The following is a 26786-nucleotide window of genomic DNA, read 5'->3' as shown; positions in this document are numbered from 1 at the left end:
AATGCAGCATTTCACTCGCTTTGCCCCGCTGGCGGAGCGCTACAGCGGCTTCATCCTCGACCTCTGGGGGGTAATCCACGACGGCATCGACGCCTTCCCCCATGCGGTCGAAACACTTGAGCAGTTGCGCGCGGCGGGCAAGCGAACCCTGCTGCTGTCGAACGTGCCACGTCCGAACGATGCGGTGCGCACGATGATGCGCCGGATGGGGATCGAGGATTCACTCTACACCGGCATCCTCACCAGCGGCGAGGCGGTGCGCCGCGCATTGCAGCACCCGCCCGATCCATGGTGGAGCGAACTCGGCAACCGCGTCTTCCACCTCGGCCCGGATCGCGATCGGCCGGTCCTGCACGGGCTGCCGCTGGTCGTCGCCGATCACCCCTCCCGGGCCGACTTCGTGCTCAACACCGGCCCAGACGACCACCGCAATCCGAGCAACATGGCGGAGTTCGAGCCGGTGCTGGCCGACTGCGCCCGTCACCGGCTGAAGATGATATGCGCCAATCCCGATTTGGAGGTCATCCGTGGAGGCGTTCGCGTGCTGTGCGCCGGCGCGCTCGCGGTACGATATCAGCAACTCGGCGGTGACGTGCGATCTCTCGGAAAGCCCGATCCGGCGATCTATCGGCCGGTTCTCGAACAGCTTGCCTTGCCGCCCGACCAGGTGCTGGCGGTCGGCGATTCGCTGCGTACCGACATTGCCGGGGCGGTCGGCGTCGGCCTTGCTGCCTGCTGGGTGATGGATGGCATCCATGCCGCTGAGCTGTGGGATGCTGCGGGCGCCATTGACCCGGCGGCGGCGGAAGCCGCGGCTTGCCAGGCCGGCGTTCGGCCAGTCGCCACACTGCCGCGTTTCATCTGGTAAGGCCGCTCAGCGTTTGGGAAGGTCGCTCAGCGTTCGGCCAGACCCGTTTCCAGGCAGGGCAGGGTGCCGGTTTCGGCAGCGGCGCGAAGCTGCGTCAGCAAGGCCTGCAACTCGCGGATGGTGAACGGCTTGCGCAGCAGGCCGGCGAGTTGCCCGGCCGCGACATCGGCCTCCGACAGTTCGGCGTAGCCGGTGACCAGCGCGATCGGCGCGCTGATCCCACGCTCGCGCAGCGCGCGGGCAAGCTGCAGCCCGTTCATGCCCGGCATCGCGTAGTCCAGCAGGACCAGCTTCGGCGCCGGCGTCAGCTTGTCGACCAGCGCCAGCGCCTGCTCACCGCCCGCCGCCTGCGCCACCTCACAGCCAAGGTCGCGTGCCATCTCGACGGTCACCTGGCGCACGGCATGGTCATCGTCGACCACCAGGATCAGTTCGTTCTGCACGCCCGGGCCTGGAAGTTCAGGCAATTCCGACGCCGGTCTCGACTCGGTGGCCGTGACGTTCATCGCTCGCGGCAGACACAGCGTCACCCGCGTCCCATCATTCGGCTTGCTGGCGATCGCCACGCTGCCGCCGGATTGGCGCGCCATGCCATAAACCTGGCTCAGCCCCAGACCCGAACCGGCGCTCGGACCCTTGGTGGTGAAGAACGGATCGAACGCCCGCGCCCTGACCTCGGGCGTCATGCCGACGCCGGTGTCGGAAATGCAGATCTGTACATAACCGCCGGGCGTCAGTTCGCTTTCGGCGTGGCGGCGGCTGCCTGGCTCGATCAGCACGTTGGTCGTATGGATCGTCAACTGGCCGCCTTCCGGCATCGCATCCCTGGCGTTCAGACACAGATTGAGGATCGCCGCTTCAACCTGGCTGGGATCGACCATCGCCGGCCATAGTTCGTCGGCCAATTCGGATACCACCTGAACGCGCCGCCCAAGCGTGCTGGTGGCCAGCGTGATCAACTCGCGCAACAGCGCGTTAACGTCGGTCGCCCTGGCGGCAAGGCGCTGGCGGCGGGAGAACGCAAGCAGCCGCGAGGTCAGTTGCCCGCCCCTGGTCACTGCCCCGGTGGCGCGTTCGATCAGCCGCAGCAGTCGATCGGTGTCGGCACCGGCCCAGTCGTCGCCGGCCTGCGACACCCGCCGCTCCATCAGCTCCAGATTGCCCAGGACGGTCGCCAGCATGTTGTTGAAATCGTGCGCGATGCCGCCGGCGAGCTGACCCACGGCCTGCAGCTTCTGCGCCTGATGCAAAGCCGCCTCGGTCTTCTCGCGGCCGGCGATTTCGACCTGCAGGCGGTTGTTGCTTTCCGACAGTTCGCGGGTGCGTTCGGCGACCTGGGCCTCCAGGAAGCTGGATTGCATGCGCCGCTCCATCTCCCGCGCCTGCAGCCCGGCCGCCATCGCGTTGAACGACTGACCGAGGGCGGCGAACTCCGACCCGGCGTCGGTCAGCCGAGCGCGCGCGCTCAAGTCGCCCTCGCGCCAACGGCGGGCGGCCTGCAGCAGCGCCTCGGTCGGCTGGTAGATGAACCGCCGGCCGGCCACCCAGGCCAGAATCAGCGCCACGATCGCCGCGCCGCCGATCACCAGCAGATCCTGGTAGGTTGCCTGATCGATATCCGCGGTCAGGTCGGGCAGCACCAGGGCATTGATCACCGTCATTCCGGCCGGCGGGACCGAGCTGGGCACATAGGCCGCGACGATGGTGCGCCCCCCCGGATCGGTGATGGTCTCGACCCCGGGGCCGTCATGATTGATCAACAGGCGCATCCAGTCCGGAACGCGCCGCCCGGCCGAAGAGTGGACGTTGGGAACTCGACCGACGATGTCGCCGTCGCGATCGGTGACAATCATGGTCGCGCGTGCCATCGCCGGCGACCGGTCGATCTTGGCAGACTCCAGATGTTTCTGCAGCCAATCGGTACTAATCGCCGCCACCAGCACCCTTGCCTCGTCGCCCGCGCCGACACCCGGCATATGCACCGCGATCGGCAGGAACCCGCCGCCCTGGGTAGGAACGGAGACGAGTTGTCCGACCCGCAGGTCGGTCGTATTCAGCAGGTCAGGCAGCCAAGGGGCCTCGGTTCCAGCGAATTCCGATGGCATACCATCGGACGCACAAAGCAAGCTCCCGTCGGTCGGCGAGAACAATGCCAGGAAGCGGTACTGCGTCAGGTCTTGGCGGAGCGCGGTCAGCCGGCTCGTGCAATCCAGTCCCGAACTGCGCACTGATGAAGTTCGCACCGAAGGAAGTTGGCCGGCCAGAGCGCCAAGCTGGCGCACACTGTCGACGATACTCGACATATCGGCATTCGCCAGCTCCGCCTGTCGCAACACCAGGCCGCTCAGTTGCTCGTGCCGTTCGGCATAAAGGTTGACCTGGGAGTAAACCTGCGCCGTCAGGATCGGCAGCAGACACCCAAGAATCAGCAGTACGAGGCGCGTCGAAAGCTTCATTCAAGCAAGCTCCGATCCGCAGCGCCTGGACCGACGGACATTGTTTGTTTCGGCGCGACGGCCGCCAACCAACCATAATACGATGCGCGGTTTGTCGCCCGCGAGTTGACAAACTGCCGTCTGGCTTGCGTGCGTATTGCTTGGTCCACATCGCGTAAGAACACGGTTTTGTGCTCGAAAGCGAGGATGTTCCGGGCCTTCAAACGTTCACGATTAAGAGATCATTCTTTGTTCAGAAAAATATGGATGGAAAAATGCTGCAAATTCACGGATGCGCGCACCTTTAATCTGTGTCGGATCGATTTCTCATATCGAAGGTGATTCGAGTGCCATCCGACAACAAGACCGCGCCTCGCTGGTTCTGATCCGCCATCGGATCCTCGTCGCTCAGCGCGACAATCGATCCGCTGCCGGCCACGGTGGCGCCACGCGCCGGCTCGGCAGCCAGACTGGCTGGATCGGGTTCGGCTGCTGCAGGCCAGGCGGTAATCGTCGCCCCCGGAACTCGCAACGGCCGGGTATTGCGCAGATCAACGTCGACGATGCGGCGTTTCAGCCGAGCGGATCGTGTGCTGGTGATTTTTTTCATCTCGGTCTCCGTGATCTGGGCGACGTCAAAGCGTCATGTGGTGTCCCGAACCTGACGTTCACCACCGCGGGCGAACCTATCCGTGACACCCGTGCTTTGCTTGCAAGCGGCCTGCCCGTTGCCTGCGCCATGCGGTCAGCGTCAGACTCCAGACACTACGATATCAGAGATGAACTGCCGGTTACTGGCGCCGTTGCTCCAAGGCCATCTATGCCGCATGGGATTTTTCGGCCCAGCCCGTGTGGTGCGACCTATTGGATCGGCACACTGATGACCAGGCCGGGGGTCTGGATCGGCTTGCGCTCCTCGTTGTCCTGATAGCGCGAACCAGGCGCAAACCCGTAGCCCGGATCATACGGCCGGGTACGATACAGCTTGACATCGACGCTGGGCGAGGTCGACTGCGGGGCAGCCGGCGCCTGCGCGTCCGCGTTGGGGACCGGGGCAGTCTCGGCAAGCGACGGATGATCCGGCGGAATTGGCGGCACCGGGAAGTCCTTCGGGTTGACCTGAGCCGCCAGGCCGACGCCGCAACCAGGCGCGCCGCCGCCCAGTATGACCGGGCCGAGTATCACAGCCGCTGTCAGCAGAGCCCGCGTCATCGCGGCGCGTCGTTCGGCAGGTTGGCCGATGGCGAGACCAGCCGTTGCATGCCACGCTGGTCTTGCTGTGGATTGCCGGCAGGCCGACCCAGCGGACCGGCCCTGGCTTTCCGCCATGCATCTAGCGCCCAATGCACCGATGGGAACGCGATCTGGTCCCACGGTATTTCGTCCGCCGCGAACAGGCGGACGTCGAGGCTTTCCGGGCCGGCGGCAAACACCGGCGGTCCGGCGTCGCTGAAGCGGGCCCGGAAAATCACTTGCACCTGGCCGATCCGGGCAATGCTGAACACCCCCAGGATGCCCTCGATGGTGATCACCGCCTCGGCTTCCTCGAGCGCCTCGCGGGCGGCTCCCTCTTCGAGGGTTTCGCCGAGCTCCATGTAACCGGCCGGCAGCGTCCAGAACCCCTTGCGCGGTTCGATGGCGCGGCGACACATCAGCACCCGGCCATCGGCCAACACGACCGACCCGACGACGACCTTCGGGTTCTCATAGGCTACATATCCGCATGCGGCGCATACCTCGCGCTCACGATTATCACCTTCGGGGACCTGCCGGACAAACGACGACATACCATTAAACGTGACCTGTCCACCGATCGGGATCAAGCCCGAAACGGGCGACGGCGGGGATCAGCGGCCTGCCGCAGCCTGAAACTGAGCCGAAACTGCCCTCGGACGCCGGCTTTCCCACCACTTCCCATCGGTGCACGCCACAACCAGCGATCCTGCAACCCGCCTGGATTCGCCGCCATGGCGGGGAGGACACGAGCGTGAGCGGTTCAGGCTATACACTGAGGTCCAGCAACGACCCCCGCGGCAAGTTACGCGGCGGTGTCGTGGTCGTGCCGGGCGCTCCCATCGCCCCTGACGCCGCCGCGACCGGCGACCCCGTCTTCGGCGATGCCAGCGGCGCGATCGGCGCAGTCACCGGCGGCGTGGTCAGTATCCGCACCGGCTGCACACCCGCCGGGCGCCCAGCTTGGGCAGGTGCGGCCGGGCCAACCGAACGCCCTGCAGCCGGGGCGGGCTGGCCGACAGCCTTGGCGATGCCGATGAAAGTCGCGGGCGACAACATGCCCACAAGACTAACCGGCAATGGTGAACGGATCGTTAACATGGGCGCCCGGACGACATCGTGGCACCGATTTCACGTCGGCCGACTCGTTCACCGCTTGGTACCACCACTCCGGCAGGGCGGCGCGCGCCGTCTCGGTCCGGCCGGGCCGCCGGCTTGCCCGGATAGCCGCGCGGTGCGAAGGTCCAACCTGTTTCGGGAAGCCGCCAGGGCCGCTTTCAGGTATGTTCGCGTCGAGAGGATATGATGGCAAAAATCACGGTCAAGACCCCGGTCGTCGAGTTGGACGGGGATGAGATGACCCGTATCATCTGGGGTTTCATCAAGGAAAAGCTGATCCTTCCCTACCTCGACATCGATCTGAAATACTACGACCTTGGCATCGAGTATCGCGACCAGACCGACGATCAGGTAACGGTCGACGCGGCCCACGCGATCGCCCGCTACGGCGTCGGCGTGAAGTGCGCGACCATTACTCCCGACGAGGCTCGGGTCAGCGAGTTCGGCCTGCAGCGGATGTACCGCAGTCCGAACGGCACGCTGCGCAATATCCTCGACGGCACCATCTTCCGCGAGCCGATCATCTGCAAGAATGTGCCCCGCCTGGTGCCGCATTGGACCCAGCCGATCGTCATCGGCCGCCACGCCTACGGCGACATCTACCGAGCCACGGAAATGAAGATCGCCGGCCCGGGCACCGTCACGCTGACCTACCAGCCCACCGGCGGCGGCCCCGCCCAGACGCTGGAGGTGCACGACTTCAAGGACGGCGGTGGCGTAGCGATGGCGATGCACAACACCCGCGCCTCGATCGAGGGCTTCGCCCGAGCCAGCTTCAACTACGCGCTGATGCGCGGCTGGCCGTTGTACTTTTCCACCAAGAACACCATCCTGAAGTCATACGACGGCTACTTCATGGATATCTTCGCCACCATCTACCAGAACGAATTCAAGCCCGAATTCGACCAGCGCGGCCTGACCTACGAACACCGCCTGATCGACGACATGGTGGCCTGCGCGCTGAAGTGGAACGGCGCCTATGTCTGGGCCTGCAAGAACTACGACGGCGACGTCCAATCCGACACCGTGGCGCAAGGCTTCGGCTCGCTCGGCCTGATGACCTCGGTGCTGCTGTCCCCGGACGGCACCAAGGTCGAGGCCGAGGCCGCGCACGGCACCGTCACCCGCCATTTCCGCCAGCACCAGCAGGGCAAGCAGACCTCGACCAACCCGATCGCCTCGATCTTCGCCTGGACCCGAGGGCTGATCTATCGCGGCCGCTTCGACAACACCCCCGACGTCACCGCGTTCGCCGAAACGCTGGAGAAGGTCTGCATCGAGACCGTGGAAAGCGGCCACATGACCCGCGACCTGTCAACCCTGATCGGCCCCGACCAGCCCTGGATGACCACCCAGGCATTCCTCGGGCAACTCGACGACAATCTGCGCCAGGCAATGAAGTAACGACCCGCAAGCTGCAACGTCGCGGCGATTTCCGCTGGCGTGCCAATGGGAGGCCCAGTGGAAGGCCGAGTGAAAGGCCCATCGGGGTGCCCAGCAGTCGGGCCAATGGAGTGTCTGGCAGGATGCCCAGTCTATGGAGGCGAACATGGACGACATGACCGAATTCGGCGGCCTGCGTGGCTACAAGCTGGCGCGTCGGGGCGTAGTGATGACCGGGCTGATCAGCGGCTTCACGCTGGCCACCCAGCGGGTCGAGGCGCAGGCGATCCACACCGACAGCACCGGGCTCGACGCCGGAGAAACCCAGATCCCCACCACCGACGGCAAGCTGCCGGCGTATTATGCCAAGCCCGCCCGCCATGGGCAGTTCCCGGTGATCCTGGTGAACGAGGAAATCTTCGGCGTCCACGAATACATCAAGGACGTCTGCCGACGCTGGGCCAAGCTGGGTTACCTGGCGGTGGCGACCGAGTATTACGCCCGCATCGGCGATCTATCGAAAATGACCGATGTGCACCAGATCGTCACCGACGTCATTTCCAAGGCGCCGGACGCGCAGTATATGTCCGATCTGGATTCGACCGCCGCGTGGGCGCTGGCGAACGGCGGCAGTTCGACCCGTGTCGGCGTCATGGGCTTCTGCCGCGGCGGACGACAGACCTGGCTGTATGCCGCTCACAGCCCACATCTGAAGGCCGCCGTCGCGTTCTACGGTCCGCTGCTCGGCACCCCGACACCGATCCAGCCGCAATCGGCGCTGGATCTGGCGGCGGATATCAAGTGCCCGCTGCTCGGACTCTACGGCGGCCAGGACCCCTCCATTCCGGTCTCCGCGGTGCGCGAAGCCGAGGCCAAGGCCAAGGCGGCGCACAAGACCATCGACATCGTCATCTATCCGGACGCGCCGCACGGCTTCCATGCCGATTATCGGCCAAGCTACCGCCAGGCCGACGCCGCGGATGCCTGGAAGCGCGCGATCGCCTGGTTTCATCGCTTCGGGGTCATGCCGGGCGGATAGCTAGCCGCGATGGAGCGACCAACCGGCTGAAAGCGAAGTAAGGTAGAGCCGCGTGAGCCAAACCGCCCCTCTGCTCGCGAACGCCACGCGTGACCTCGCCCGCTTCGCCGCCGGACTGCGGTTTGCTGACATTCCGCCCGACGTCGTCGACCATGCCAAGCTATGTGTCCTGGATGGCCTTGGGTGGCGCTGTTCGGCGCCGGCTTGCCCTGGACCAGGCATGTGCGCGAAGTCGCCCGGGCCGAAGGGGCGACCCCGGCCGCATCGTTCTGGGGCACGCCGTATCGCGGCTCGATCGCCCAGGCGGCATTGGTCAACGGCACCGCCGGCCACGCCTTCGAGATGGACGACATCCACAAGGAATCGATCGTGCATCCGAACTCGCTGGCCTGCCCGGTGGCGTTCGCTTTCGCCGAGGCCGCCGGCGGCGTCAGCGGTGCCGAGCTGCTGACCGCGATCGTCGCCGGCTATGAGGTCGGCACCCGCGTCGGCAACGCTGCCACGATGGCGTTGTTCCTGCGCGGCTTTCACCCGCAGGGGACCTCCGGCGTGTTCGTCGCCGCCGCGACCGCCGGGCGCATGCTTGGGCTGGAAGCCGAACCGATGCAGCATGCGTTCGGCATCGCGGGTTCGATGGCGGCGGGGCTGATGGCGGCGCAGGAGGGGGCGATGGTGAAGCGCCTGCACGCCGGCCGCGCGGCACACGCAGGGGTACAGGCGGCGTTGCTCGCGCAACGCGGCTTCACCGGCATCCTGGATGTGCTGGAGGCCGGCTTCGGTGGTTTCCTGAGCTCGTTTTCCGGTCATCCCGATGCCGCGCGGCTCACCGACGGCCTGGGGTCGACGTGGCAGACCGCGCAGGTCGGGTTCAAGCTGTACCCCAGTGTCACCAGCATCCACACCGCGCTGGACGCCCTCGCCACAGTGATGACGGAGCGGGCTCTGCGCGCCGAGGACATCAGCCGGATCAGTGTCGGATGCAGTCACATGACCTTTGTGCATACAGCCTGGCCCTACCAGCCGGCCGGCGTGACGGCGGCGCAGATGAATCTGTTCCACGGTTTGGCGGTCATGGCGCTGCATCGCGACGCGTCGGTGCGTCAGTACGACGCCGATCGCCTGGCCGATCCGACGGTGCTCGCCTTCATCGACCGCATATCGGCATTCGAGGAAACCGAGCTGGAGGCAATGGGCGCGCCGTTCCGCCACGGCTGCAGGTTGACGCTGACCACACGGGATGGACGGGTGTTCGAACACGAACGCCTGGCACGCCGCGGCAGCCCCGACGACCCCGTGGGCGAGGCAGAGATCGTGCGCAAGTTCGAATCAAATGTCCGGGCGATGTTGCCCGCTGAGGCCGCCGACGACCTGCGCCTGCGGGTCATGCGGCTGGATCGACTGGACGACACGCGCGAGCTGATCGCGCGGTTGGCCCAGGCTCGCGATCCCTCGGCGTGACGCGACGCCGGCTCACCATCGGCGCCGTCAGGACGGTGCGGGTTTAGCGCTGATCGACCTTGGCAAACAGCAAGGCGGCAGGAGGTAACGCCATTCGGCCTTAGCTGGCGTTCGGCGCCCCGGACACCCGCCGCATCCGTGCAATCGCGATTGGTCGGAGCGGCGGGATTCGAACCCACGACCCCCAGTCCCCCAGACTGATGCGCTACCAGGCTGCGCTACGCTCCGACCTTGGGTGCCCTGGTTTACCAGCCTGCCCCGGCAACCGCAATGCGCCCGCCCGCCGATCACCGCCACGCCAAGCTGGCGTTTCCCCGCCACCGGTCCAACATGGACCGACATGATCGCCTTCGCCGACCTGCTGGAGCGTCTGGTCTTTACCCCCTCGCGCAACGCCAAGATCGCGCTGCTGCGGCGCTATTTCGCCACCCAGCCGGACCCCGACCGCGGCATCGGCCTCGCCGCGATCACCGGCGAGTTGTCGTTCACCGCCGCCAAGCCCGGCCTGATCCGCGAACTCGCCGCATCGCGCACCGATCCGATGCTGTTCGACTGGTCGTACGACTATGTCGGCGACCTGGCGGAAACCGTCGCCCTGATCTGGCCCGCCGCGCCAACCCAAGCGGCGCCCCCCAGCCTGGCGGAATTGGTCGACACGCTGCACACCACGCCCAAGGCCGCGCTGCCCGCGCTGGTCGCCGGCTGGCTCGACGGCGCCGATGCCTCCACCCGGCTGGCGCTGCTCAAGCTGATCACCGGCGGCCTGCGGGTCGGCGCCTCCAGCCGGCTGGCCAAGATCGCCCTGGCCGAGATCGGCGGCGTCGCCGCCGACGACGTGGAGGAGGTCTGGCATGGGCTGCACCCGCCTTACCTTTCACTGTTCGCCTGGCTGGAAGGCAACGGACCGAAACCCGATCCGGCCGATGCCCCGGTGTTCCGCCCACCCATGCTGGCCCACCCACTAGAGGCATCCGACATCGCCGCGCTGCATCCCCCGGACTGGCGGGCGGAATGGAAATGGGACGGCATCCGGGTGCAACTGGTCGCCACCACCGGCGGCCGGCGGCTGTTTTCCCGCGGCGCCGACGACATCTCCGCCGCCTTCCCCGAAATCGTCGCGGCGATGGACTTCCACGCCGTGCTCGACGGCGAGCTGCTGGTGCTGCGCAACGGCGGGGTCGCGCCGTTCGCCGACCTGCAGCAACGCCTGAACCGCAAGATTGTCACGCCCGGCATGATGCAGCGCTTCCCGGTCGGCGTCCGCCTCTACGACCTGCTGTTCGACGAAACCGAGGACCTCCGCCCGCTGCCGTTCGACCAGCGCCGCGCCCGTCTCGAGCAATGGATCGCCCGCACCCGCCCCGACCGGATGGATATCTCGCCGCTGATCCGCTTCGACTCGCTGCAGGACCTGATGACGCTGCGCAACGGCGCCCGCGCCGCCTCGATCGAGGGGCTGATGCTGAAACGCGGCGACAGCCCCTATCTGCCGGGCCGGGTCAAGGGTCAATGGTGGAAATGGAAGCGCGACCCGCTGACGGTGGACGCGGTGATGATGTATGCCCAGCGCGGCCACGGCAAACGCAGCAGCTTCTATTCCGACTACACCTTCGGCGTCTGGCGCGGCGAGGAACTGGTTCCCGTCGGCAAGGCCTATTTCGGCTTCACCGACCAGGAACTGGGCTTTCTCGATCGCTGGATCCGCAACCACACCACCGCCCGCTTCGGTCCGGTCCGCGAAGTGGAAAAATCCATGGTGCTGGAGGTGGCGTTCGATGCGGTGCAACTGTCCAACCGGCACAAATCCGGCGTGGCGATGCGATTCCCTCGGCTGGCCCGCATCCGCCGCGACAAGCCGGCCGCCGAGGCGGACCACCTTGAAACCCTGATGGCCCTGGTGGAAAACCGCGCGCCAGTGGATTGATCCGAACCGGCTAACGCCAACCGATTGACCCCGGCGGCATCACATGCTGGCCTCGGTCGAGACACTGGAGACCAGCCATGGCCTTGACCATCAATACCACCAAGGCGCGGCTCAAGTCCGGCAAGCTGGCGCTGGGTTTTGGCGTGCATCACCTGCGCACCGTCGCAACCCCGGTGCTAGCCGGCGCCACCGGCCACGACTGGATCTTCATCGATACCGAACACGGCGCCTTCAGCGTCCAGGAAACCACGCAACTCTGCATCGCCGCGCTGCCCACCGGGGTCACACCGATCGTCCGCGTCTGTGCCGGCGCGCTGGACGAAGCCACACGAGCGTTGGACAATGGCGCGCTGGGAATTGTCGTGCCGCACGTCGATACCGCCGCCGATGCCGCGCGCATCGCCGATGCGTTCCACTACCCGCCGATGGGCTCGCGAAGCTGGGGCGGCCCACCCGCGGTCTATGGCTACCAGCCGCCTGCCAACGCCGAGGCTCAGGCCGCGATCAACGCCGAAATCCTGACCATCGTGATGCTGGAAAGCCCCGAGGCGGTCAGCAACGCCGACGCCATTGCCGCCACCCCCGGCGTGGACGTACTCTTCATCGGCACTTCCGACCTCACCGCCGCGCTCGGCATCTCCGGGCGAATGGGCCACCCGAAGGTGGTCGATGCCTACCAGGCGGTCGGCGAGGCCTGTCTGCGGCACAAAAAGGTGCTTGGAATGGGCGGCGTCTACGACGAGGAACACGCCTCGCGCTATGTCGCCATGGGCGCCCGCTTCGTGTTGACCGGATCCGATCACAGCTACATCGTGAGCGGCGCCACCCAGCGTTCGGCGTTCTTCGAACGCCTGGGCGCCTGAACAAATCCCCCCGATGCAAGACATCCTGAACGAAGCTTAATGCAACCCCGCCGTCTCGTTTGACGTTCGCGCGGAATGACAATCCAATCGCTGATCGACGACTTCGACGCCCTGACCGGCAGCACCATCTCCACCGCCACCCTGGGCACCGCGGCATCGCCGTCGTTCATCGCCAGCGACACGATCACCCCCCCGCCCGGCGGCTTCACCGCGGTCTATGCCTTTGGCGACAGCCTGTCCGACGCCGGCAACGTCTCGACCGCGACATTGGGCGTGCTGCCGGCCTCGCCCTACAGCGACGGCCGCTTCAGCAACGGAAATGTCTGGGTGCAGGACCTGTCACAGAATCTCGGCCTGCCGCCGGTGGCGCCCAGCCTGCGCGGGGGCACCGACTACGCCTATGGCGGGGCGGAGACGGGGCAGACCGCCGTACACACCCTGAACCCGTTGGACCTGCCGTCGCAGTACGCCCAGTTCCTCGCCAACACACCCAGCCCGTCACCGAATGCGCTCTACACCGTATGGGCCGGTTCCAACGACGTCCTGGATATCGCCAACTCCGCCGAGACCCCGGCGCAGCAACAGTCAACCGCGCAGCAGGCCGCGAACAACGAAACCGCGGTCATCGGCGGTCTGGTCGCACACGGTGCCAAGGACCTGGTGGTGATGGGTGTCCCCGACCTGGGCAAGACCCCATACGAGACGGCCCGTCCGGCCAGCGACGCACAGTCCAGCGTCCTGGCCCAGGCGTACAACGCCGATCTGGGCGCGGCACTGCAGGCCATCGTAGCGACCGGCGCGGCATCGGTCGACTTCATCGACACCTATGGTCTGATCGATGCCGCGGTGGCTAATCCGGGTGCGGCCAATTTCACCAACGTCACCCAGCCGGTATGGACCGGCAATCTCACCGATCCCAACAGTGGAACGCTCGCCGCCACCGGGGCCGCGCAGAACGGCTATCTGTTCTTCGACGACCTGCATCCGACCGCGGCGGGCCACTCGTTGCTGGCCTCGGCAGTGACCCAGACGCTGACCGGCACCGCCTAGGCTACGTCCGGGGTACGTTCCCGCTGCGTATTGGAATCCCGGTCTGCTCGTAACACACCCGAGCCAGTTCGGCGACGCCGTCGCGAATAGTCTGCTTGTCCGGCATGGCAAAGCAAAGCCGCAGACAATTGCTGGAATTGCTCGCGCTGACCGCCCATTCCGGGCCCGGATTGAACACGATCCCCGCATCCGCCGCCGGCTTGATCAGCTTGCGCACATCCACGTTGGCCGGCAGCTTGATCCACAGGAAGATGCCACCCTTCGGCGCCCAGCATTCCGCGACCGACCCGAACTCGCGCGCCACCGCCTCGGTCATGGTATCCAGCTTGCCGCGCAGCACGCCATTCAGGTGGCCCACATGGCGATCGAAATTCTGCGAGAAATATTCAGCGACAACCATCTGATCCAGTGCACCGGTCCCGCTGTCGCTCTTCAACGGCAACAACCGGCTCATGATCTCCCAGCCCGAGATCACATAGCCAAGCCGCAGCGCCGGAGCCAATGATTTCGAGAACGAACCAATATGGATGACGCAGCCGGGATCGAGCGCGTAGAGCGCGGGGGGCGCCTCAACACAGTCCCACAGCAGATCGGCGTAACATTCATCCTCGAAAATCGCCACATTGTACTGATGCGCCAGCTTGATCAGCGCATGACGCCGATCCAGCGGCAGGATGCTTGCGGTCGGGTTCTGGATCGTCGGGATGGTGTAGATGAACTTCGGCGTAATCCCTTGCGCCTTCAGCCCGGCGAGTTGCTGGGCCAGCGCGTCGATCACGATCCCGTCCGCATCCAGCTTCATGCCGACCAGCTTGGCACCCAGTTTGCGAAACCGGGTCATCGCGCCCTGGTAACAGTATTCCTCGCATAAGACGGTATCGCCCGCATCGACCAGCAGCTTGCTGATCATGTCCAACCCTTGTCCTGAACCGGTGGTGATCAGGATGTCGTCGACCGGCGCCTTGATCCCGCGCTGGCGCTCGCACTTGTCGGCGACGAACTGACGCAGGCCCGGATAGCCCTGCGGCCCCAGACCCAGATTGTAGATCGCCAGCTTGGAGCCCTCGCGCCGCAGCACCGACGCCGCCGCCTCGATCAATCCTTCAATCGGAACCTGCTCTGGGTCATTGTTGCCGCCGACGAAGTAGTATTTCGGAAACGGCGCCCAGCGCGGCGCCGGATCGGGCAGGTCCGCGCTATAAAGTTTGCCGTAGTCGATCGTCGTGGCGCTCATGGTCGACGTTTCCCCTCGCTTGTCACCGCCAAGATAGCAGCAGCCGGCCGGGTTCGCCTAGCGAGCCGCCGCCCGCGTCACTTTCGCTTTCCCGCGCAGAGTCTAAGCTGTTCACCGACAGCGGAGGCCGGCCACAATATGATCACGCCCGAGGGTGCCCAAAACATCTCCTTCGTCGGTCACACCGACCAGGGCGGCCGCGGCGACGGCGTGCAGGTCATGGTCAACCGCGGCCACGCCTATATCGGCACCAGGGTCAGCCGCGGCGTAATGGTCACCGACGTGCGCGACCCGCGAAACCCCAAGCCGGTGAACTTCGCCCCGATCCACCCGAACTCCTGGTGCATGCACCTGCAGACCGCCAACGATCTGTTGCTCTGCATCGAGGAACTCGACCTCAAGGCGCTGCTCTCGATCAAGGACTACTACAGCGCCTCGAACCAGGTTGATTCCTCGCGCTACGGCAAGCGTGGCGAGGATTTCTCCGCCGGCATGCGGGTCTACGACATCTCCGACCCCGCCAATCCCCGCCCCATCGGCTTCCTGCAAGTCCAGGGGCTCGGCCTGCACCGCATCTGGTGGACCGGCGGACGCTACGCCTACGCCTCGGCCCTGCTCGACGGCTTCCTCGACCATATATTCATCAGTATAGACATGGCCGACCCGACCCAACCGCGCGAGGCCGGCCGCTGGTGGATCCCCGGCATGAACGCCGCCGCCGGCGAAATCCCGCACTGGACCGGACGCTGGGCACTGCACCACGCCGTGGTCCAGGACGACGTCGCCTACGCCTCCTGGCGCGACGGCGGCCTGACCATCCTCGACGTCAAGCAGCCATCCAGCCCGCATTTGATCGTGCATCGCAACTGGTGCCCGCCATTCGGCGGCTGCACCCACAGCGCCCTGCCGCTGCACGACCGCAGCCTGCTGGTGGTCGCCGACGAGGCGACGATGAACATCGACCAGGAGCAGTTGAAGCGCACCTGGATCTTCGATATCCGCCAGCCATCGAATCCGATTTCCATCGCCACGCTACCGACCCCGTCGGACCAGGACTACATCGCCCTGGGCGGCCAGTTCGGACCCCATAACCTGCACGAGAACCGGCCCGGATCGTTCCAATCGTCAACCACCATCTTCGCCACCTGGCAAAGCGCCGGCGTGCGCGTGTTCGACATCACCGATCCCTACCGCCCGCAAGAGACCGGCTACTTCGTTCCACCGCAGCCGACACGCTGGATGGAACCCATGCGCGGGCGCGCGAAAATCCGCCACACCGCTGATCTCTTCGTCGCCCAGGACGGCCTGATCTACGTCACCGACTACGACGCCGGTCTCTACATCCTGCAATGGAACGGGTCCTGAAACAATCAACCAAGAGGAAACAATGAAGATCGGTTTCATCGGACTGGGCATGATGGGCGCCGGCATGGCGTCCAATCTGCAAAAGGCCGGCCACGACCTGGTGGTGAACGACCTCACCCGCCAGGCGGCATCCGCCCACCTGAACGCCGGCGCCACCTGGGCCGAAACCCCACGCGCCGTCGCCCAAGCCTGCGACCTCGTGTTCACCTCGCTGCCCACCCCGGCCGACGTGCAGACCGTCGGCACCGGCGCCAACGGCCTGATCGAGGGCTTCGGCCCCGGCGCCGCCTGGTTCGACCTCTCGACCAACGCCGTCGACGTGGTGCGCGCGCTGCACGCCAGCTTCGCCGAAAAGGACGTCGCCTTCCTCGACGCCCCGGTCAGCGGCGGCCCGAAAGGGGCCAACAGCGGCCGCCTCGCCATCTGGGTCGGCGGCGACCGCGCAATATTCGACAAATACCACGCGGCCCTCTCCGCCATGGGCGACCAGGCCGCCTATATCGGCCCGATCGGAGCCGGATCGATCGCCAAGCTGGTGCACAACGCATCCTCCGCCGCGGTCAACGTCGTGCTGGCGGAAGTCTTCACCATGGGCATCAAGGCCGGCGTCGAGCCGCTGGCGCTGTTCGAGGCGGTGCGCCAGGGCGCCTCAGGCCGCAACCGCATGTTCGATCGGCTATCGGATCATTTCCTCACCGGCAGCTACGACCCCGCCGACTTCGCGCTCCGTCTGCTGCACAAGGACGTCTCCCTCGCCTGCCAACTCGCGCGCGAGGTCCAGGTGCCGATGCGGCTGACCAACCTCGCTTTGATGGAACTCACCGAGGCACTGAACCGAGGCTGGGGCACCCGCGACTCCCGCGTCGGCTCGTTGCTCCAACAGGAACGCGCCGGCATCCCGCCGATCGCGGTTGCCGCCGACAAGATCAAGGCCGTGCTCGACGCCGACGCCAAGTAGGAATTGTTGAAAATGCAACTAGGTGCCCTCGTCCCGTTCAACGACATCGGCGGAGATCCCGCCGCCGTGCGCGATTACGGGCAAAACCTCGAAGCCCTGGACTACGATTTTCTCGAAGCGCCCGACCACGTGCTGGGCGGCAACCCGGCATCGGCCACCAGCACCGACGCCCGCGCCGCCATCGCCTCCGGCCTCTACCACGATCCTTTCGTGCTGCTCGGTTTTCTCTCCGCCGCCACCACCAGACTGACGTTTTCCACCGGCGTGCTGATCGTCGCCCAACGCCAGACCGCCCTGGTCGCCAAGCAGGCCGCCTGCCTCGACGTGCTGTCCGGCGGCCGCTTCCGCCTCGGCATCGGCGTCGGCTGGAACCCGCTCGAATTCACCGGCCTGAACGAAAACTTCCACAACCGAGGCCGCCGCTCCGAGGAACAAGCGCAAGTGATGCAGGCGCTATGGGCAGAACCCCACGTCACCTTCAAAGGCAAGTACCACACCATCGACGACGCCGGCATCAACCCGCGCCCCGCCTCCGGCCGCGTCCCGCTCTGGTACGGCGGCCACCACGAACACACCCTGCCGCGCATCGCCAAATGGGGCGACGGCTGGATGCCGAATGCCTATCCGCCAGATCAATCCGCACTCGATATTTTCGCCCAGCTCCGCCGCCTCACCGAACAGGCCGGGCGCGATCCAAACGCGGTCGGCATCGAGGTCTGGACCTCCTGCGGCGATGGCGCCGAAGCCGACTGGCGCCGCGAAATCGCATTCTGGAAGAACGCCGGCGCCAGCCACATCTGCCTGACTACCACGTTCAACAATCGCCACCACCATCGCATCGCCGGCAAAACGATGACCGACCACCTGGCCGCGATCAAACGCTACCGCGCCGCGGTCGGCGACCTTCTGTAGAAAGCACCCGTAATGCAAATAGGCGCAACGATCCCGGTGGCCGACATCGGCACCGGCCCCTCCGAAATCCGCGACTACGCCCAAGCCGTCGAGGGCCTCGGCTTCGACTACCTGCAGGCGCCCGACCACGTGCTGGGCGCCAACCCGGCCACCAGCGCCGGCAAGGGCCGCGTCGGCACCAACGAAAACCCCTACCACGATCCGTTCGTGCTGTTCGGCTTCCTCGCCGGCTGCACCCAGCGCCTGGGGTTCGCCTCCAGCGTGCTGATCCTGGCGCAGCGCCAGGCCGCCCTGGTCGCCAAGCAGGCCGCCTGCCTCGACGTGCTGTCCAACGGCCGGCTGCGCCTCGGCGTCGGGGTCGGCTGGAACCAGGTCGAATTCACCGGCCTGAACGAAACCTTTTCCAACCGAGGCCGCCGCTCCGAGGAACAGGTCCAACTCATGCAGGCGCTGTGGTCGCAGCCGCACACCAGCTTCAAGGGCCGCTACCACACCATCGAAGACGCCGGCATCAACCCACGCCCGGCCTCGGGCCGCATCCCGGTCTGGTTCGGCGGCCACGCCGAACAGACCCTGCAACGCACCGCCAAATACGGCGATGGCTGGATGCCGCTGGCCTATCCCGCCGACGAAACCGCGCTCGCCGCGTTCGACAAACTGCGCGCCATGACCAAGGCCGAAAACCGAGATCCCGCCAGCGTCGGCCTCGAAGTCTGGCTGTCGCTGGGTTCGGAAGACGAACCCGCCTGGCACCGCGAATTCGCCTTCTGGAAAAAAGCCGGCGTCACCCACGTCACCGCCCATACCACCTTCGCAATGAACCACCACAAGCGCATCGCCGGCCACAGCGCCGCCGACCACCTGGCCGCGATCACCCGCTTCAGGCGCGTCGTCGCCGATCTTCTCTGATCATGATCACCCGCCGCACACTCGAACAACTGGACCAGAACGACCCCCTGGCCCCGTTCCGGGACCGCTTCGTGCTGCCGTGCGGAGTAATCTACCTCGACGGCAACTCGCTGGGACCGCTGCCGCGCGCCACCCCCGCCCGCATCGCCCACCTGATCCAGCACGAATGGGGCGAAGGACTGATCCGAAGCTGGAACGATGCCGGCTGGATCGATCTCGCCAGCCAAGTCGCCTCGGGGATCGCCCAACTGATCGGCGCGCCCCCCGGCAGCGTCGTCGTCGCCGACTCCACCTCGGTCAATCTGTTCAAATCCCTCGCCGCCGCCCTCCAACTGCGGCCCGCTCGCCAGGTCATTGTCTCCGAACGCGGTAATTTCCCCACCGACCTCTACATCGCTCAAGGCCTGACCACCCTGCTGGGCGGGCGCCACGAACTGCGCCTGGTCGAACCCGAAGAATTACCGGCGGCGATCGACGAAGAAACCGCCGTCGTCATGCTGACCCACGTGAACTATGGCACCGGCGCGATGCACGACATGGCGGCGATCACCCACGCGGCACACGCCCGCGGCGCCCTGGCGCTATGGGACCTCGCCCACTCCGCCGGCGCCGTTCCGGTCGACCTCACCGCCGCCGACGCCGACCTCGCGGTCGGCTGCGGCTACAAATTCCTCAACGGCGGCCCTGGCGCCCCCGCCTTCCTTTACGCCGCCCCACGCCTGCACGAAACACTCCGCATGCCGATCACCGGCTGGCTCGGCCACGCTGACCCGTTCGCCTTCGAAACTACATACCGCCCCGCCGCGGGCCTCGCGCAAGCCACCGTCGGGACCCCACCGATCCTCAGCCTCGCCGCGCTGCAAGTCGGCGTCGCCATCGCCCTGGAAGCGCCCATGTCCCAGGTGCGAACCAAATCCCAGGCCCAGGTGAAGCTGCTGGCCGAACTGTTCCAGCACGCCGCGCCCGGCCGGTTCCACCGCGTCACCCCCGATGACCCGGCACGGCACGGCAGCCAGCTCTGCCTGGCCCACCCCGACGCCTACGCCATCATGCAGGCGCTGATCGCACGCGGCGTGATCGGCGACTTCCGCGCCCCTGACATCCTGCGCTTCGGCATCACCCCGCTGACCCTGCGCTACGCCGAGCTATGGGACGCCGCCGAAATCCTCGGCGAGGTGATGGCGCAGGACACCTGGCGAGACGCCGCCTACGCCACCCGCCAAACGGTGACATGACTACGCGGGAGCATGATCGCGCCAGGAGGACCGTTCAAGGCGCGTGAATCCTGCGACAAAACAAACAGCTCGAACATTCTACGAATGGTCGAGCGTCGCGAAAATCTCCCCCAGCCGCCGGATCGATCCCAACACCTTGTCCTGCTCCAACCCCGGCCACTGGCTGCGCATGATGAAGTGATCGACGCCCAGCAACTCCCGATAACGCAGGATCTCGTCCTTCACTGACGCTTTGTCGCCGATAATGAAACGATCCCGCGCGAAGTCGTCAAAGCTCGTCCCCTCCAGCGGACTGGTCATCCCCCACGCCGCGTAGGCGGCGTATTTGTATTCCAGCGCGGCCTTGCACTCCGCATACGCCGAGGCCCGGCTGGCGCCGACATAGCACTCCCGCGCGATCGGAAATTCCAGCGGCGTCCGCCCATATTCGGCCAGTGCCGCGCGATAGGTCTGCATCCGCGGCGCGATCTCCTGGATCGAGGATGCGTTGGCGATCAGCCACGCATCGCCGATCCTGGCCGCCCGGCGCACCGCGCCATCGACCAGCCCGGCGACGTAGATCGGCGGCCCTCCGGGACGCGACGGCTTCAGGCTGATGCCGGCATCGCGAACGGTGAAGAATTTCCCCTCGTGCGTGATCTTGCCGCCGCCCCACAGCTTGCGCATCAGCGTCACACTCTCGGCGAATCGCCCCGCCCGCTCTGCCAGCGGAATCCCGAAGGCGGTGAACTCCGGCTCGCGGTATCCCAGCCCGGCGCCCAGCACGTAGTTGCCGCCGCTCAGCACATCCAGCGTGGCGGCTTCCTCGGCGACATGCATCGGGTTCAGCAGCGGCAGGATCAGGATGTTGGGACCGATCGCCATGCCCCTGGCCTCGGTCGCCAGGAACGCCATCGCCGGCATGATCTGCAGCATCTGCATCGGTTCGGTCAGCCAGTGGTGCGGAAACCATAGCGATCGGAACCCGGCATCGCGCGCCACCCGCACCTGCTCGACCAGTGCCGGTATCTGTGCGGCGACATCGACGTCTTCCGGATACTGGGTGTTGATGAACAGCCCAACCTTCATGGCCCCGATCCTCATGGCATAACTCCCGTTGCCCGCCACCATGCTAAGGCACGATCGCGCCCCACGGAACGTGCCCCCGAATGTCCCACCCGCGGCATCAAGCCTTCCCAACGGATCGGTCTTGAAGCCGCCGCCCGGCGTGCCACATCGACGACATGAACCAGCGCGTTCCCCCCGAACTGGACATGACGATCAACGGCGAGTTCGTCGCACCGACACGCCCGCCGATCACCAGCCGCATCCTGATGTGGGCGGTCGTCGTCGCGGTCCTGGCCGGAGCGATCTCGCTTGCCGCGCTGGCGCTCTGGGTCGCGCTATTGATCCTGCCGGTGGCGCTCGGCGCCGCGGTGGTGGCCTGGGGGATCCTCCGCTACCGGGTCTGGCGCGCGCAACGTTCGATGGCTGGTCAGCCAAACCTCTGGCGGCCATAGGCCACTCGTCACGCCCCCTCAGTCACCGCCGGTGAGTGCCGGCGATACCTCGGGAAAACGGCAACGATACGCGATGATCGCGTTGTGTCCCGAGCCCGAAGGTCGCCATATCGCGAACACCGGCCTCGCGACACTAGCCCTTTGTTTTTCAGCGGCCTGCTGATCCCATAAGTCCGCCGCGAAATGCGGCGAACTTCCTTGGCAGGACATTACCACCAGCGCCACAAATCGGTGACCAGCAGTAGCGCGTCGAACGACCCGGTATAGGCCAGCGCGCCGCCCACCGATCCGGCCGCGCGTGGCTGATGCCGAGGGCATTGACATGTGCTCCACATGTGAACATCATGCCCACATGCCGACCATGATCCAACTCCGGAATGTGCCGGATGCGCTCCATCGCCAACTCAAAGCCCGCGCGGCCCTCGCCGGAATGTCGCTTTCCGATTACCTGCTGACCGAGATCCGCCAGGCCGCCGATCGTCCGACACCGGACGAATTGCGCGCTCGGCTGTCGCTCCGCGCAACCACGCGGTTGTCGGTGTCCCCGGCGCAGGCTGTGCGTGCCCAGCGCGACCGTCCGTGATCGTTGTCGATGCCTCGGCCGTGCTCGAGGCGCTGCTTCAGACCGAAGCCGCCAAGGCGGTGGAACGCTGGTTATTCGACCCCGAACAGACCCTGCACGCCCCGCATCTGATCGATGTCGAAGTGGCGCAGGTGCTACGCCGTTACGCGGCACACGGCGAAATCGATGCCGATCGCGGCCGCGCCGCGCTGGCCGACTTCGCCGACCTCAGGCTGCACCGATATCCGCATGATCTGCTTTTGCCGCGCATCTGGGACTTGCGGCACAACCTGACCGCCTACGACGCTGCCTACGTCGCCCTCGCCGAGGCAATCGACGCCATACTGATCACCCGCGACCGCGGTTTGGCCGCCGCCGCCGATCCTCTGATACGGGTCGAGCTGATCTGAGACCGGCCGAGCGGATCGCGGCTCATTCGCCCACAGCTCCCAATCCACCGCCCGACGAACCGTTACTCACCCACCAACCGCGCCTGCCCACGAGACCACGCATCCGCCGCCGCCCGCCCCCAACGCAGCGCCGGCACCTCCACATTCCGGTGCAGCCAATCCGAAACCACGATCGGCACAATCACCGCGCTCGGCAACCAAATCACGGTGAACAGCAGAGCATTGCCATCCGCCAGGCGCGCCAGCTCGATCGCCAACAGCTTGTGGATCGGCTCGTTGACCACGTAAACGCAATACGAGATCGCACCGAAATACCCCGCCGTCCGGCTGGCCAGAACCCGCGCCAAGGGCCGCAGATCGATCCTGTCCGGCCGCGTCTGAGCCGCCAGGCACACCGTCCAGACCAGCGGCGGCAACAACTTGCCCCCCGACCCGGCCAGCGCGCAGATCCCCAGGCAGCCGACCAGTGTCGCGGCATAGATCGCCAATGCCCCACGCCGCTGCCGCACCACCGCGACACTGGCGACCCCAAGCGCGAAGAAATGCGCCTTGTTGGCCAGGAACGCCCGGCTGAATTGCCAGTCCTCGGGCGCCATCCAATGCCACAGCACGCCAGCCGCGGCCAACACCATCAGCTCCCACGCCAGCCAGCTCATCGAGGCGCCAATCCGCCCAGCCCCCGCGCCCAGCAGCAACAGCGACACCACGTAGAATTGCCACTCGGTTGAAAGGCTCCAGGCCGGCCCGAGAAAACTCACCCACGCCAGCGGCAGCACGCCGTTCGGGAACAACCCGTTGGTCATCGTCAGATGCGCCAGCAACTCGGCCACCCAGGAGTTCGGCCAGGCATCCGAACAGATCATGTGCGCGGCATCGTCGGGTCCGATCCAGGGCATGTGCTGAAAGCCGCACGGCGCCGGCTGGATCAGCACCGCCAGGGCGAACACCGGCAGGAACACCGGGAAGATGCGCGCCACCCTGGCCAGCAGGAACGGCACCGCTTCGCCGTTCACCCGATCGAGCGATTGGGTGATCACCAGGCCGCTCAGTATGAAGAATATGTCCACCGCCGCGCCGCCGTGCGACACCGACATCTGCAGCCAATGCGGCAGCACGGCGAACGGAGCCAGGTGCCCCGCCAGTACGTACATCGCCAACAGGCCGCGCAGACCGTCGAGGCATTCCAGCCGCTTCATGTCCCAGAACATCGGACAAAATGGTTAACAAGGTACCAAGCCTTGCATTCGTCGCGGCCAAGCGCTACTTCACGATCAAATCATTCTCCGCTGCTATACGGAGGTGGCCTTCGCGGGCCGCCTTTTTTTGTTTTGGGCGACAAGTTTGGACGGAAACGAACCTACCGCAACGGCTCTACCCGGCCTCGGCCTGGAGGCCAGGCTGGCCGCGATCATCGCGCCGCGGCTGCGGCTAATGGGCTACGACCTTGTGCGGGTCGCGGTGCTGGGTCGCGACCGTCCCACCGTGCAGGTGATGGCCGACCGTGCCGACGGCGCACCGCTCAGCGTCGATGACTGCGGCGCGATCAGCCACGACGTCAGCGTCGCGCTGGATGTCGACGATCCGATCCCCGGCGCCTGGACGCTAGAGGTCAGTTCCGCGGGAATCGACCGACCGCTGACCCGCGTCAAGGACTGGAATCGTTTCGTCGGCCATCTCGCCAAGGTGGAGACCCAGTTTCCGCTGGACGGCCGCAAGCGGTTCTCCGGCATAGTGCTGGGCGCCGACGAAACCGCCGTGCGCATCCGTCTGGAAGACGGCCAGGAGCTGACCATCCACCATCCCGACATCCGCCGCGCCAAACTGGTCTTGACCGACGCCTTGATCGCAGCCACCGCCGCCAACCGGCCGGCCAACTGAACGACGCCGCAACCGACGCACTCTCAAGGAGGCCGCCATGGACACCGCTATCGCCCGCCCCGAACTGCTGCTGGTCGCCGACGCCGTCGCCCGCGAGAAGAACATCGACCGCGAGGAAGTCCTTGAAGCGATGGAGCAGGCCATCCAGAAGGCCGGCCGCGCCAAGTACGGCCATGAAAAGGACATCCGCGCCACCATCGACCGCAAGTCCGGCGACGTCCGCCTGTCGCGCTGGACCGAGATCGTCGACGCGGTGGAAAACGAAGAGACCCAGATGGGCAAGGCCGACGCCGCCAAGCTGTTCCCCGACAAGAAGGTCGGTGAATTCGTCGTCGATCCGCTGCCGCCGATCGATTTCGGCCGCATCGCCGCGCAGACCGCCAAGCAGGTCATCGTCCAGCGGGTCCGCGAATACGAACGCAAGCGCCAATACGACGAATTCAAGGACCGCGTCGGCGAAATCATCAACGGCGTCGTCAAGCGCACCGAGTACGGCAACCTCATGGTCGAGCTCGGCCGCGCCGAGGCTCTGCTGCGGCGCGACGAACTGATCGCCCGCGAATCCTTCCGCAACGGCGACCGCGTCCGCGCCTACATTTACGACGTACGCGAGGAACCGCGCGGCCCGCAAATCTTTTTATCCCGCACCCATCCCGGCTTCCTGGCCAAGCTGTTCGCCCAGGAAGTGCCCGAAATCTACGACGGCATCATCGAAATCAAGGCGGTCTCCCGCGATCCCGGCAGCCGAGCCAAGATGGCGGTGATCAGCCGCGATTCCTCGATCGATCCGGTCGGCGCCTGCGTCGGCATGCGCGGCTCCCGCGTCCAGGCCGTGGTGCAGGAACTGCAGGGCGAAAAGATCGACATCATTCCGTGGAGCAGCCAGGCCGCCACGTTCGTGGTCAACGCGCTGGCCCCAGCCGAGGTCACCAAGGTGGTGCTCGATGAAGAAGCCGGCCGCGTCGAGGTCGTGGTGCCCGACGAACAACTATCCCTCGCCATCGGCCGCCGCGGCCAGAACGTCCGCCTCGCCTCGCAGCTCACCCGCTGGGACATCGACATCCTGACCGAGGCCGAGGAAAGCGAGCGCCGCCAGGAAGAATTCCGCCGCCGCTCCGGCCTGTTCGTCGAGGCACTCGATGTCGACGACATGATCGCCGGCCTGCTGGTCACCGAAGGCTTCACCACGGTCGAGGAACTCGCCTTCACCCCGCTCGACGAAGTCGCCGCCATCGAGGGATTCGACGAAAGCGTGGCCGAGGAACTGGTGCGCCGTGCGGAAAACTTCCTGGCGCAGCGTGACAACGAAATGAACGACAAGCGCATCGCGCTCGGCGTCAGCGACGACGTCGCTGCGATCGAGGTGCTGACGCCGCAGATGCTGGTGGCGTTGGGTGAGAAGGAGGTGAAAACCCTCGATGACCTGGGCGATCTGGCGTCCGATGAATTGATCGAGATCGTCGGTGCCGATCACATGGACGAGGCAACCGCCAACGAGGTCATCATGCAGGCTCGCGCCCACTGGTTCGACGCCGAGGAAGTCGCGCCGGCAATCGGGGCGGAACCGGCCTCGGCCCAGGAGGCGGGTCACGACTGACCCCGACCCTTCCGCGCCCGATCCCGCAGGGATCGATCCGTCCGCGACCGATCCGTCACCGGCTGGTCCGTCCACGACCGATCAGTCCGCGCAATGGGATGCGGATGCGGCCGACGACGAACCGGAAACCGGGCCGCTTCGCCGCTGCATCGTCACCCGCGAACGGTTGCCGAAGCAGCGGATGATCCGCTTCGTCGTCGGGCCGGATCGCCAACTTGTCCCCGACCTGGCTGCACGGCTGCCCGGACGGGGAATATGGTTGAGCGCCTGTCGCGATGTGTTAAACTCTGGAGGTTTCCAGCAGGACGGGCACCCAACCGATAATGCGGGCCATGGGTCCCGACAGCCCCTTCAACAACCGGTTGGGCAACGCCATCTTGCACGAGCTTTCGCCCGAGCTGCGCGAGGTCCGGTCTCGCTGCCTTCTGATCTTTGTGGCTTGCTGCAGGCGGCGCTGGTCAGGCGGATCGGCGAATGTCTTGGCCTCACCCGGCGCGCCGGGCAGGCCGTGGCGGGTTTCGAAAAAGCCCGCGAGGCGCTAAGGACCGGTCGGTATCGACTGGTCCTGCAGGCGTCCGATGGCAGCGCGGCGGAGCGTTCGCGCTTCCTCTCCGGCTTCGGGCCGGGGCTGACGATTATTGATCCGCTGCCCGGGCAGGCCCTGGGACGCGTGTTCGGTCGAGACTATGTAGTGCACGTCGCGGTCGCGCCGGGCAAATTGGCGGAGTCGCTCGTCGTGGAGGCGGGCAGGCTGGCCGGATTGAGGGACGGGTCCGCAAGGGCCTTGGGGTCCGCAAGGGCCACGCGGCGGGAAACCGCCACGTTGAACGATGCAACGGGTGCCAACGGATAAAC

At 66.2% G+C, this 26786-nt stretch carries 26 protein-coding genes, 1 tRNA gene and 1 pseudogene; 19 read left to right on the top strand and 9 right to left on the bottom strand.

Annotation, left to right across the window (positions count from 1 at the left end; genetic code table 11):
• The first annotated feature begins 1 nt into the window (after position 1).
• Complete coding sequence (locus ACQY4T_RS07325) at positions 2-868, top strand: TIGR01459 family HAD-type hydrolase (RefSeq protein ID WP_428539471.1); 867 nt, start codon at positions 2-4, stop codon at positions 866-868.
• Between the two features lie 26 nt (positions 869-894).
• On the opposite strand, the gene ACQY4T_RS07320 is transcribed toward ACQY4T_RS07325, so the two are convergent.
• From ACQY4T_RS07320 to ACQY4T_RS07305, 4 genes are all read right to left on the bottom strand, one after another.
• The gene (locus ACQY4T_RS07320; RefSeq protein WP_428539468.1) at positions 895-3324 is read right to left on the bottom strand and encodes a response regulator; all 2430 of its coding nucleotides are present in this window, start codon (positions 3322-3324) and stop codon (positions 895-897) included.
• A gap of 283 nt (positions 3325-3607) precedes the next feature.
• Positions 3608-3913, bottom strand: coding sequence for a hypothetical protein (locus ACQY4T_RS07315; protein ID WP_428539465.1), 306 nt, complete (start codon positions 3911-3913; stop codon positions 3608-3610).
• 251 nt (positions 3914-4164) lie between these two features.
• The gene (locus ACQY4T_RS07310) at positions 4165-4515 is read right to left on the bottom strand and encodes a hypothetical protein (RefSeq protein WP_428539462.1); all 351 of its coding nucleotides are present in this window, start codon (positions 4513-4515) and stop codon (positions 4165-4167) included.
• Positions 4512-5090 carry an NUDIX domain-containing protein gene (locus tag ACQY4T_RS07305; RefSeq protein WP_428539459.1) on the bottom strand — a complete coding sequence of 193 codons (579 nt, stop codon included), beginning with the start codon at positions 5088-5090 and terminating at the stop codon, positions 4512-4514. Before ACQY4T_RS07305 ends, ACQY4T_RS07310 begins: the two co-directional genes overlap by 4 nt.
• 751 nt (positions 5091-5841) lie before the next feature.
• On the opposite strand from ACQY4T_RS07305, the gene ACQY4T_RS07300 reads away from it, so the two are divergent.
• The 3 genes from ACQY4T_RS07300 to ACQY4T_RS07290 all read left to right on the top strand — a co-directional run bounded on the left by ACQY4T_RS07300 (position 5842) and on the right by ACQY4T_RS07290 (position 9535).
• On the top strand, positions 5842-7059 hold the full coding sequence (locus ACQY4T_RS07300; protein ID WP_428539456.1) for an NADP-dependent isocitrate dehydrogenase: 1218 nt from the start codon (positions 5842-5844) through the stop codon (positions 7057-7059).
• Positions 7060-7204: 145 nt separating this feature from the next.
• Entirely contained in the window at positions 7205-8077 is an 873-nt protein-coding gene (locus ACQY4T_RS07295) for a dienelactone hydrolase family protein (protein ID WP_428539453.1), read from the top strand.
• A gap of 183 nt (positions 8078-8260) precedes the next feature.
• The gene (locus tag ACQY4T_RS07290; protein ID WP_428539450.1) at positions 8261-9535 is read left to right on the top strand and encodes an MmgE/PrpD family protein; all 1275 of its coding nucleotides are present in this window, start codon (positions 8261-8263) and stop codon (positions 9533-9535) included.
• Positions 9536-9686: 151 nt separating this feature from the next.
• On the opposite strand, the gene ACQY4T_RS07285 is transcribed toward ACQY4T_RS07290, so the two are convergent.
• Positions 9687-9763, bottom strand: a tRNA-Pro gene (locus ACQY4T_RS07285).
• Positions 9764-9770: 7 nt separating this feature from the next.
• On the opposite strand from ACQY4T_RS07285, the gene ACQY4T_RS07280 reads away from it, so the two are divergent.
• The 3 genes from ACQY4T_RS07280 (at position 9771) to ACQY4T_RS07270 (ending at position 13372) form a co-directional block, all read left to right on the top strand.
• A complete protein-coding gene (locus ACQY4T_RS07280) occupies positions 9771-11459 on the top strand; it encodes a cisplatin damage response ATP-dependent DNA ligase (RefSeq protein WP_428539447.1) in 1689 nt (562 codons plus the stop codon).
• Between the two features lie 77 nt (positions 11460-11536).
• Complete coding sequence (locus ACQY4T_RS07275; protein WP_428539444.1) at positions 11537-12322, top strand: HpcH/HpaI aldolase family protein; 786 nt, start codon at positions 11537-11539, stop codon at positions 12320-12322.
• A 75-nt stretch (positions 12323-12397) separates the two neighbouring features.
• Positions 12398-13372, top strand: a complete 975-nt coding sequence (locus tag ACQY4T_RS07270) for an SGNH/GDSL hydrolase family protein (protein WP_428539441.1) — start codon at positions 12398-12400, stop codon at positions 13370-13372.
• A 1-nt stretch (position 13373) separates the two neighbouring features.
• Here the strand turns inward: ACQY4T_RS07270 and ACQY4T_RS07265 are convergent, their stop codons facing one another.
• Positions 13374-14606, bottom strand: coding sequence for a PLP-dependent aminotransferase family protein (locus tag ACQY4T_RS07265; protein ID WP_428539438.1), 1233 nt, complete (start codon positions 14604-14606; stop codon positions 13374-13376).
• Between the two features lie 138 nt (positions 14607-14744).
• Here ACQY4T_RS07265 and ACQY4T_RS07260 point away from each other — a divergent pair, with 138 nt between their 5' ends.
• The 5 genes from ACQY4T_RS07260 to kynU are packed head-to-tail and all read left to right on the top strand — an operon-like array spanning position 14745 to position 19985.
• On the top strand, positions 14745-15971 hold the full coding sequence (locus tag ACQY4T_RS07260; protein ID WP_428539435.1) for an LVIVD repeat-containing protein: 1227 nt from the start codon (positions 14745-14747) through the stop codon (positions 15969-15971).
• A gap of 22 nt (positions 15972-15993) precedes the next feature.
• Positions 15994-16929, top strand: coding sequence for an NAD(P)-dependent oxidoreductase (locus ACQY4T_RS07255; protein ID WP_428539432.1), 936 nt, complete (start codon positions 15994-15996; stop codon positions 16927-16929).
• 12 nt (positions 16930-16941) lie between these two features.
• The gene (locus ACQY4T_RS07250; RefSeq protein WP_428539429.1) at positions 16942-17841 is read left to right on the top strand and encodes an LLM class F420-dependent oxidoreductase; all 900 of its coding nucleotides are present in this window, start codon (positions 16942-16944) and stop codon (positions 17839-17841) included.
• Between the two features lie 12 nt (positions 17842-17853).
• On the top strand, positions 17854-18750 hold the full coding sequence (locus tag ACQY4T_RS07245; RefSeq protein ID WP_428539426.1) for an LLM class F420-dependent oxidoreductase: 897 nt from the start codon (positions 17854-17856) through the stop codon (positions 18748-18750).
• Between the two features lie 2 nt (positions 18751-18752).
• Positions 18753-19985, top strand: a complete 1233-nt coding sequence (kynU, locus tag ACQY4T_RS07240) for a kynureninase (protein ID WP_428539423.1) — start codon at positions 18753-18755, stop codon at positions 19983-19985.
• A 78-nt stretch (positions 19986-20063) separates the two neighbouring features.
• Here the strand turns inward: kynU and ACQY4T_RS07235 are convergent, their stop codons facing one another.
• A complete protein-coding gene (locus ACQY4T_RS07235; protein ID WP_428539420.1) occupies positions 20064-21068 on the bottom strand; it encodes an LLM class flavin-dependent oxidoreductase in 1005 nt (334 codons plus the stop codon).
• 170 nt (positions 21069-21238) lie between these two features.
• On the opposite strand from ACQY4T_RS07235, the gene ACQY4T_RS07230 reads away from it, so the two are divergent.
• The gene (locus ACQY4T_RS07230) at positions 21239-21484 is read left to right on the top strand and encodes a hypothetical protein (protein ID WP_428539417.1); all 246 of its coding nucleotides are present in this window, start codon (positions 21239-21241) and stop codon (positions 21482-21484) included.
• Between the two features lie 209 nt (positions 21485-21693).
• Here ACQY4T_RS07230 and ACQY4T_RS07225 read toward each other — a convergent pair whose 3' ends face one another.
• Positions 21694-21819, bottom strand: coding sequence for a hypothetical protein (locus tag ACQY4T_RS07225; RefSeq protein WP_428539414.1), 126 nt, complete (start codon positions 21817-21819; stop codon positions 21694-21696).
• A 17-nt stretch (positions 21820-21836) separates the two neighbouring features.
• Here ACQY4T_RS07225 and ACQY4T_RS07220 point away from each other — a divergent pair, with 17 nt between their 5' ends.
• Positions 21837-22067, top strand: a complete 231-nt coding sequence (locus ACQY4T_RS07220) for a FitA-like ribbon-helix-helix domain-containing protein (protein ID WP_428539411.1) — start codon at positions 21837-21839, stop codon at positions 22065-22067.
• A complete protein-coding gene (locus ACQY4T_RS07215; protein WP_428539408.1) occupies positions 22064-22456 on the top strand; it encodes a type II toxin-antitoxin system VapC family toxin in 393 nt (130 codons plus the stop codon). Before ACQY4T_RS07220 ends, ACQY4T_RS07215 begins: the two co-directional genes overlap by 4 nt.
• Positions 22457-22518: 62 nt before the next feature.
• Here ACQY4T_RS07215 and ACQY4T_RS07210 read toward each other — a convergent pair whose 3' ends face one another.
• Positions 22519-23664, bottom strand: coding sequence for an acyltransferase family protein (locus ACQY4T_RS07210; RefSeq protein ID WP_428539405.1), 1146 nt, complete (start codon positions 23662-23664; stop codon positions 22519-22521).
• Positions 23665-23797: 133 nt separating this feature from the next.
• Between ACQY4T_RS07210 and rimP the strand changes: the two genes are divergently transcribed.
• The 4 genes and pseudogenes from rimP (at position 23798) to ACQY4T_RS07190 (ending at position 26784) form a co-directional block, all read left to right on the top strand.
• A complete protein-coding gene (rimP, locus tag ACQY4T_RS07205; protein ID WP_428539402.1) occupies positions 23798-24334 on the top strand; it encodes a ribosome maturation factor RimP in 537 nt (178 codons plus the stop codon).
• 37 nt (positions 24335-24371) lie between these two features.
• Positions 24372-25931 carry a transcription termination factor NusA gene (gene nusA / locus ACQY4T_RS07200; protein WP_428539399.1) on the top strand — a complete coding sequence of 520 codons (1560 nt, stop codon included), beginning with the start codon at positions 24372-24374 and terminating at the stop codon, positions 25929-25931.
• 181 nt (positions 25932-26112) lie between these two features.
• Positions 26113-26157, top strand: a pseudogene (locus ACQY4T_RS07195) (hypothetical protein); the annotation flags it as partial.
• 213 nt (positions 26158-26370) lie between these two features.
• A complete protein-coding gene (locus ACQY4T_RS07190) occupies positions 26371-26784 on the top strand; it encodes a hypothetical protein (RefSeq protein WP_428543087.1) in 414 nt (137 codons plus the stop codon).
• Positions 26785-26786 lie beyond the last annotated feature (2 nt).

This window comes from Rhodopila sp. (genome assembly GCF_965277825.1).
In the GTDB taxonomy this organism is placed as follows: Bacteria; Pseudomonadota; Alphaproteobacteria; order Acetobacterales; family Acetobacteraceae; genus Rhodopila.
The sequence above is the reverse complement of the archived record's forward strand: the minus strand, read 5'-3'. Positions and strand labels throughout refer to the sequence as shown.

Excerpts from the sequence above, each read along its gene's own strand:
- ACQY4T_RS07325 (WP_428539471.1), top strand. The coding sequence starts at position 2 with ATGCAGCATTTCACTCGCTTTGCCCCGCTGGCGGAGCGCTACAGCGGC.
- ACQY4T_RS07320 (WP_428539468.1), bottom strand. The coding sequence starts at position 3,324 with ATGAAGCTTTCGACGCGCCTCGTACTGCTGATTCTTGGGTGTCTGCTG.
- ACQY4T_RS07315 (WP_428539465.1), bottom strand. The coding sequence starts at position 3,913 with ATGAAAAAAATCACCAGCACACGATCCGCTCGGCTGAAACGCCGCATC.
- ACQY4T_RS07310 (WP_428539462.1), bottom strand. The coding sequence starts at position 4,515 with ATGACGCGGGCTCTGCTGACAGCGGCTGTGATACTCGGCCCGGTCATA.
- ACQY4T_RS07305 (WP_428539459.1), bottom strand. The coding sequence starts at position 5,090 with ATGTCGTCGTTTGTCCGGCAGGTCCCCGAAGGTGATAATCGTGAGCGC.
- ACQY4T_RS07300 (WP_428539456.1), top strand. The coding sequence starts at position 5,842 with ATGGCAAAAATCACGGTCAAGACCCCGGTCGTCGAGTTGGACGGGGAT.
- ACQY4T_RS07295 (WP_428539453.1), top strand. The coding sequence starts at position 7,205 with ATGGACGACATGACCGAATTCGGCGGCCTGCGTGGCTACAAGCTGGCG.
- ACQY4T_RS07275 (WP_428539444.1), top strand. The coding sequence starts at position 11,537 with ATGGCCTTGACCATCAATACCACCAAGGCGCGGCTCAAGTCCGGCAAG.
- ACQY4T_RS07270 (WP_428539441.1), top strand. The coding sequence starts at position 12,398 with ATGACAATCCAATCGCTGATCGACGACTTCGACGCCCTGACCGGCAGC.
- ACQY4T_RS07265 (WP_428539438.1), bottom strand. The coding sequence starts at position 14,606 with ATGAGCGCCACGACGATCGACTACGGCAAACTTTATAGCGCGGACCTG.
- ACQY4T_RS07260 (WP_428539435.1), top strand. The coding sequence starts at position 14,745 with ATGATCACGCCCGAGGGTGCCCAAAACATCTCCTTCGTCGGTCACACC.
- ACQY4T_RS07255 (WP_428539432.1), top strand. The coding sequence starts at position 15,994 with ATGAAGATCGGTTTCATCGGACTGGGCATGATGGGCGCCGGCATGGCG.
- ACQY4T_RS07250 (WP_428539429.1), top strand. The coding sequence starts at position 16,942 with ATGCAACTAGGTGCCCTCGTCCCGTTCAACGACATCGGCGGAGATCCC.
- ACQY4T_RS07245 (WP_428539426.1), top strand. The coding sequence starts at position 17,854 with ATGCAAATAGGCGCAACGATCCCGGTGGCCGACATCGGCACCGGCCCC.
- kynU (WP_428539423.1), top strand. The coding sequence starts at position 18,753 with ATGATCACCCGCCGCACACTCGAACAACTGGACCAGAACGACCCCCTG.
- ACQY4T_RS07235 (WP_428539420.1), bottom strand. The coding sequence starts at position 21,068 with ATGAGGATCGGGGCCATGAAGGTTGGGCTGTTCATCAACACCCAGTAT.
- ACQY4T_RS07230 (WP_428539417.1), top strand. The coding sequence starts at position 21,239 with ATGACGATCAACGGCGAGTTCGTCGCACCGACACGCCCGCCGATCACC.
- ACQY4T_RS07225 (WP_428539414.1), bottom strand. The coding sequence starts at position 21,819 with ATGTGGAGCACATGTCAATGCCCTCGGCATCAGCCACGCGCGGCCGGA.
- ACQY4T_RS07220 (WP_428539411.1), top strand. The coding sequence starts at position 21,837 with ATGCCGACCATGATCCAACTCCGGAATGTGCCGGATGCGCTCCATCGC.
- ACQY4T_RS07210 (WP_428539405.1), bottom strand. The coding sequence starts at position 23,664 with ATGTTCTGGGACATGAAGCGGCTGGAATGCCTCGACGGTCTGCGCGGC.
- nusA (WP_428539399.1), top strand. The coding sequence starts at position 24,372 with ATGGACACCGCTATCGCCCGCCCCGAACTGCTGCTGGTCGCCGACGCC.